This window comes from Agromyces salentinus (genome assembly GCF_009749395.1).
Lineage (GTDB): Bacteria > Actinomycetota > Actinomycetes > Actinomycetales > Microbacteriaceae > Agromyces > Agromyces salentinus.
Genome location: NZ_WBIR01000016.1, coordinates 108,304 through 114,434, shown reverse-complemented (window position 1 = coordinate 114,434; position 6,131 = coordinate 108,304). Strand labels below are relative to the sequence as shown.

5 protein-coding genes and 1 rRNA gene are annotated in these 6,131 nt (G+C 71.5%); 4 read left to right on the top strand and 2 right to left on the bottom strand.

Translation table 11 applies throughout. The features are described 5' to 3' along the window. A 5S ribosomal RNA gene (rrf, locus tag GQQ95_RS19825) occupies positions 1-74 on the top strand; the annotation flags it as partial. Between the two features lie 173 nt (positions 75-247). Here rrf and GQQ95_RS14670 read toward each other — a convergent pair. Together GQQ95_RS14670 and fdhD are read right to left on the bottom strand one after the other, a co-directional pair. After that, complete coding sequence (locus tag GQQ95_RS14670; RefSeq protein ID WP_246205554.1) at positions 248-2,527, bottom strand: FdhF/YdeP family oxidoreductase; 2,280 nt, start codon at positions 2,525-2,527, stop codon at positions 248-250. Next, the gene (gene fdhD, locus GQQ95_RS14665; protein ID WP_157428409.1) at positions 2,524-3,429 is read right to left on the bottom strand and encodes a formate dehydrogenase accessory sulfurtransferase FdhD; all 906 of its coding nucleotides are present in this window, start codon (positions 3,427-3,429) and stop codon (positions 2,524-2,526) included. The genes GQQ95_RS14670 and fdhD overlap by 4 nt, the downstream gene beginning before the upstream one ends. 114 nt (positions 3,430-3,543) lie before the next feature. On the opposite strand from fdhD, the gene GQQ95_RS14660 reads away from it, so the two are divergent. The 3 genes from GQQ95_RS14660 (at position 3,544) to GQQ95_RS14650 (ending at position 6,118) form a co-directional block, all read left to right on the top strand. Further along, positions 3,544-4,539, top strand: a complete 996-nt coding sequence (locus GQQ95_RS14660) for an NAD-dependent epimerase/dehydratase family protein (protein WP_157428408.1) — start codon at positions 3,544-3,546, stop codon at positions 4,537-4,539. A gap of 104 nt (positions 4,540-4,643) precedes the next feature. Next, a complete protein-coding gene (locus GQQ95_RS14655) occupies positions 4,644-5,612 on the top strand; it encodes an arginase family protein (protein ID WP_157428407.1) in 969 nt (322 codons plus the stop codon). After that, the gene (locus GQQ95_RS14650; protein ID WP_212275470.1) at positions 5,609-6,118 is read left to right on the top strand and encodes a SixA phosphatase family protein; all 510 of its coding nucleotides are present in this window, start codon (positions 5,609-5,611) and stop codon (positions 6,116-6,118) included. Before GQQ95_RS14655 ends, GQQ95_RS14650 begins: the two co-directional genes overlap by 4 nt. Positions 6,119-6,131 lie beyond the last annotated feature (13 nt).

The window sequence follows — 6,131 nt, the reverse complement described above, 5'->3', positions numbered from 1 at the left end:
ACCCGGAAGCTAAGACTCGCAGCGCCGATGGTACTGCAGGGGGGACCCTGTGGGAGAGTAGGACACCGCCGGACAACCATTCCAGGAAGGCCACCCCAACGGGGTGGCCTTCCTGCATTTAACAGACGATGCGGGCGAAGCGCTCGCTTCAGCCAGTCGAGTAAGCCACCCGGACTCCGGGTGGCTTTCGTCGTTTCACGGCGACATCCGAATCGCAGCAGGCCTGGCCTGCCGAGTGAGGCGCGGCTCAGGAGCGGCGCTCGAGCCGGACGATCACGGCCTTCGAGACGGGCGTGTTGGATTCCTCGGCTGCGCTCTCGAGCGGCACCAGCACGTTCGCCTCGGGATAGTAGGCCGCCGTGCAGCCTCGAGCGGTCGGGTAGGCGACGACCCGCTGGTCGGGGAGGATCCGGTCGGCCTGTCCGGGCCACTCACTGATGACGTCGACGCGGTCGCCGTCGGCGAGGCCGAGCTCCGCGAGGTCGTCGGGGTGCACGAACACCACGTCGCGGCCCTTCCGGATGCCGCGGTAGCGATCGTCGAGACTGTAGATCGTCGTGTTGAACTGGTCGTGAGACCGGAGGGTCTGCAGGATGAGCCGGCCGGGGGGTCGCTCCAGATGCTCGAGTGCGCTCACCGTGAACTCCGCGCGGCCGCTCGCGGTGTCAAACCTGCGTTCGTCGCGCGGGCCGTTCGGGAGGACGAATCCGCCCTTCCGTCGCACGTCGACGTTGTACGACTCGAAGCCCGGAACCACGCGGGAGATCCGGTCGCGGATCAGGTCGTAGTCCTCCTCGAACGCCGACCACGGGACATCCGCTCGTCCTTCGAGGGTTGCGGCGGCGAGGCGGCAGACGATGGCCACCTCGGAGAGGAGGCCGGGCGCGACGGGTGGGATCGCCCCATGGCTGGCGTGCACGGCGCAGACGCTGTCCTCGACGGAGACGAACTGCGGGACGCCCGCCTGGACGTCGATCTCGGTACGCCCGAGCGTCGGAAGGATGATCGCCTCCTCCCCCGTGACCACATGCGAGCGATTGAGCTTGGTCGACACCTGCACGGTCAGCTTCGCCCCGCGCATCGCGGCCTCGGCCGCGGCCGTGTCGGAGATCGCCCCCACGAAGTTGCCGCCGAGCGCGACGAAGACGTCGATGTCGCCGTCGCGGAGCCCGTGCACCGTCTGGAGTGCATCGGCGCCGTGCCTGCGGGGGACGGGGAATCCGAACTCGCGTTCGAGCGCGGCGAGGAATCGCTCGGGCATCCGTTCCCAGATGCCCATCGTGCGATCGCCCTGGACGTTGGAGTGGCCGCGGATGGGCGAGGCGCCGGCTCCCGGCCGGCCGATGTTGCCGCGCAGGAGGAGGAGGTTGACGATCTCCTTGATCGTCGCCACGCCCTTCTTGTGCTGGGTGAGGCCCATGGCCCAGGTGATGATCACGCGGTCGGCGGCGAGGTAGTCGGCGGCCAGGCCGTCGATCTCGTCAGCGGTGAGCCCGGTGGCGGCGAGCACGGCGGACTCGTCGAGCTCGGCGAGGTGTGCGCGGAGGGCGTCGAGGCCGATGGTGTGCTCCGCCAGGAACCCGTGGTCGAGGACGGTGCCCGGCGCCGCATCCTCGGCGTCGAGCACGCGCTTGGACACCGCCTGCAGGAGCGCCATGTCGCCGCCCGACCGGATCTGCAGGAAGCGGTCGGCGATGACCGTGCCCTTGCCGAGGATGCCGCGGACGCGCTGCGGATTCTTGTATCGGACGAGGCCCGCCTCGGGGAGCACGTTGACCGAGACGACGCGCCCGCCGTTGCGCTTCGTCTCCTCGAGGGCGGTGAGCATCCTGGGATGGTTCGTGCCCGGGTTCTGGCCCATCACGATCACGAGGTCGGCCTTCGCGAAGTCGTCGTACGCGATCGTCGACTTGCCGACGCCGATCGTCGAGGTGAGCGCGGTGCCGGTCGACTCGTGGCACATGTTCGAGCAGTCGGGCAGGTTGTTCGTGCCGAACGCGCGTACGAAGAGCTGATACAGGAAGGCGGCTTCGTTCGAGGCGCGCCCGCTCGTGTAGAAGGCGGCCCGGTCTGGTGAGTCCAGCGCGTCGAGTCGCTGCGCGATGAGTGCGAACGCGGCATCCCACGCGATCGGCTCGTAGTGATCGGAGCCGGCCGGCTTGTGCACGGGTTCGGTCAGTCGTCCCTGCTGCCCGAGCCAGTGCTCGCTGCGGTAGAGGAGCGAGGTGAGGGAGTTCTCGGCCCAGAACGAGCGCGGCACCGTGATGGGCGTCGCCTCCCAGGTGGTGGCCTTCATGCCGTTCTCGCAGAACTCGAGCACGTTGCGATGCGCCGGGTCGGGCCAGGCGCAGCTCATGCAGTCGAAGCCGTCGCGCTGGTTGATCGCGAGCGCGAGCCGGGTGGTGCGCGAGACGCCCATCTTCGCGAGCGCGGGCTCCATCGAGTGCACGATGCCCGGCACCCCGACGGCCCACTCCTTCGGATGGCCGACCTCGAGGTCGGGATACTCGCCCGCCGGCCCGGTCACGAGCGGGCCGTCGCCGTTGCCGTGGCCGTCGCCGTCGCCGTCGCCGTCGCCGCGACGGTGGCCGTGGTTGGTGGCGTCGGTGCATCGAGCACGCGCTCGGGGCGCGAGTACACGACCATCGAACTGCCGCGCAGGAACCCGATCAGCGTGATGCCCGCGTCGCGCGCATGCTCGACCGCGAGGGAGGACGGAGCGGAGACCGCGGCGAGGACGGGAATCCCGGCCATGGAGGCCTTCTGCGTGAGCTCGAAGCTCGTGCGCCCGGACACCTGCAGGACCATGCCGCGAAGCGGGAGCATCCCCTCGCGCGCGGCCCAGCCGATCACCTTGTCGACGGCATTGTGCCGGCCGACGTCCTCCCGGAGCACGATCAACTCCCCCGTGCGACCGTCGAAGAGCGCGGCCGCGTGGAGACCGCCGGTTCTCTCGAAGATCTCCTGTCCGGCGCGCAGCCGCTCGGGGAAGGTGATGAGCTGCTCCGCGCCGATGGTCAGGTCGTCATCGACCGGGTACGACGTGCGCGTGTGCACCGCATCGATGCTGGCCTTGCCGCAGACCCCGCACGAACTCGTCACGGTGAGGTTGCGCTGCAGCGAGGCATCCGGCTGGGAAACCCCCGGAGCCAGTGTCAGGTCGAGGACGTTGTAGGTGTTCTCGCCGTCGGGACCGGCGCAGTGGATGGCCGCGGCGACCTGGTCGCCGCGGGAGATGACGCCCTCGGAGACCAGGAAGCCGACGGCGAGGTCGATGTCGTGCCCGGGCGTGCGCATCGTGACGGCGAGCGGAGTGCGGCCCACGCGGATCTCGAGTGGTTCTTCGACGGCGAGCACGTCGTCCCGATGGGACGTCCGGCCGCCGACCGTGATTCGTGTGACCCGCGTCCGCGCGGTGATCCTGCCCATGCCTCCTGCCTATCACGCCGGCCCGTGCAGGGGAGGCGATCCGAGCCGAAGTGATCGGTTCGCGCTCCGTGAACACGCGGGACAGCGGCATCCGGCCTGTGGTGGGATGGCGCCATGGACCTGCTCGTACTCGGTGGCACGCAATGGCTCGGACGGACGCTGGCAGCCGAGGGGGTGGCCCGCGGACACCGGGTCACCTGCCTCGCCAGGGGAGAGGCCGGGGCCGTGGCCGACGGCGCGGAACTCGTCCGCGCCGACCGGTCGAAGCCCGACGCGTACGACGCCGTCGCCGGGCGGACCTGGGACGCCGTCATCGATGTCACCCGTCAACCGGGTTACGCGCGACGAGCTGCCCAGGCGCTCGGCGACGCGTCGCGGCACTGGACCTTCATCTCCTCGTGCAACGTGTACGCGAGGCACGACGAGCCGGGCGCAGACGAGTCTGCGGCGCTGCTGCCCCCGCTCGAAGACGACGACTCGACCCCTGAGACGTACGGCGAGGCGAAGTCGGCGATCGAGCTCGCGTATCGCGACGCGCTCGCCGACCGGTTCCTCGCCATCCGGCCCGGGCTCATCGCGGGACCGGGCGACACCTCCGGGCGAAGCGGCTACTGGGTGGCGCGGATGGCACGGGCGGTGCGCGACGGCGGTCCGGTGCTCGTACCCGACGTGCTCGATGCGGCGGCGGAGGCAGTCCACGTCGACGACCTCGTGCGCTTCACGTTGGACTCCGCCGAGCGCGGACTCGTCGGCGCCCTCAACGCGGTCGGGGACCGCGTCACGTTCGGCGCGTGGCTCGACGCCTCGAGGGCGGTCGCCGGGTACGAGGGGGAGGTCGTCGCCGTGGACACCGCCTGGCTCGCCGAGCAGGGCGTCGCCGAGTGGTCGGGCCCGGACTCGCTCCCGCTCTGGATCGCGGATCCGGAGTGGAACGCGTTCATGGACCGGTCGAACGCGGCCGCGAAGCGGGAGGGGCTGGGCCTGCGCCCCCTCGAACAGCTCCTGGCCGAGACGCTCGAGTGGGAGCGGGAGCAGGGCCTCGATCGTGAGCGCGGCGCGGGGCTCTCGCCGGCGAAGGAGCGGGAGCTGCTCGCGGCACTCACCGCGTGACGGGGGTCGAGTCCCGGCCGGGCCGCCGGTGGCGTCCGGGATCGCAGACGGCGGGTGCGTCGGGCCCCTCGATCGACGACGGGTGCGCTCGGTAGCGTTCAGGCATGCCGACGCTTTCGCATGACCCCGAATGGCCCCGAGCCGGAGCGTGGCCGGCCCTCGACGAGCTGACGGCCGCGGCATCCGTGGATCTCTTGCTGCTCGGCGTGCCGGCCTGGCGCACCTCGCTCTCGCCGACGAACGCGCATGCGACGCCGACCGCGATCCGCGAGGCGCTGCGTCGCTACAGCCCGGCGCTCATGCCCGACCGAACGAGCGGAGATGCCGGCGGGCTGGGCATCCGCGACCTCGTGGACCTCGTGATCGCCGACGCGGGCGACATCCACGAGCCCGACGGCGCGGAGGGCGAGGGGCGGACCCGCGCCGCCATGGCCACGTTGCTCGAGCGGTCGCATGCCGTCATGGCGCTCGGCGGCGACAACTCCGTCACGGTCGCCACGGCGCTCGGGGCTTGGGGAGACGGACTGGGCACCGCGGGGCTCGTCACGATCGACGCGCACCACGATCTTCGCGACGGCGTCTCGAACGGCTCGCCGGTGCGCCGGCTCATCGAGGCCGGACTCGATCCCGCGCGCATCGTGCAGGTCGGCATCGCCGATTTCGCGAACTCCGCCGCCTACGCGAGGCGGGCGGCCGACCTCGGCATCACGGTGATCCACCGCGACGAGTTGCACCGGCGATCGCCCGCCGACGTGATGGCCGAGGCGCTCGCCGTCGCCGGCGCGGCCGGCGGGCCGGTGCATCTCGACGTCGACGTCGACGTGTGCGACCGCTCCGTCGCCCCCGCGTGCCCGGCTTCGGTGCCCGGCGGCCTCGCCGCCTGGGAGCTGCGAGCCCTGGTCCGCGCCGCGGCATCCGATCTCCGGGTGCGGAGCGCCGACCTCGTCGAGATCGATGCGACCACGGATGCCGCAGACCAGCGCACGGTGCGGCTCGCGGCCCTGTGCGTGCTGGAGTTCGCGGCGGGACTCGCCGCGCGGCCCGCGCCCGACGGTGGCAGACTCGGCGCATGAAGACGCTCACGCTCGTTCGGCACGCGAAGTCCGACTGGGGGCAGCCGGGCCTCAGCGACCATGACCGGCCGCTCAACGATCGGGGGCTCCGCGATGCGCCGGAGATGGGCCGCCGCCTGCGCGAGCGCGGCGCGATCCCCGACCTCATCGTCTCGAGCACCGCGCTCCGGGCGCGGACCACGGCCGGGCTCATCGCCGACGCGCTCGGGCTCGACGCGGCATCCGTCGTGCTCGAGGACCGGCTCTACGGCTCCTCGCCCGAGACGATCCTGCGGGTCGTCGGCGAGCTCGACGGCGAGCTCGCCCGCGTCATGGTGGTGGCGCACAACCCCGGCATCTCGGACTTCGCGTTCGACCTCACCCGCTCCGTCGGCGAGATGCCGACCTGCGCCGTGCTCGAACTCGACTTCGACATCGACGAGTGGGCCGAGATCGAGTTCGAACCTCCGATGGCCTCGCGGTTCGACACGCCGAAGGAGGCGCCGGGCGCGGCTCCCCGATCGTGACGCGCGAAGGCGC

Bases quoted from the DNA above. Each gene is read 5' to 3' on its own strand.
- GQQ95_RS14650 (WP_212275470.1), top strand. From the start codon at position 5,609: ATGAAGACGCTCACGCTCGTTCGGCACGCGAAGTCCGACTGGGGGCAG.
- fdhD (WP_157428409.1), bottom strand. From the start codon at position 3,429: ATGGGCAGGATCACCGCGCGGACGCGGGTCACACGAATCACGGTCGGC.
- GQQ95_RS14660 (WP_157428408.1), top strand. From the start codon at position 3,544: ATGGACCTGCTCGTACTCGGTGGCACGCAATGGCTCGGACGGACGCTG.
- GQQ95_RS14655 (WP_157428407.1), top strand. From the start codon at position 4,644: ATGCCGACGCTTTCGCATGACCCCGAATGGCCCCGAGCCGGAGCGTGG.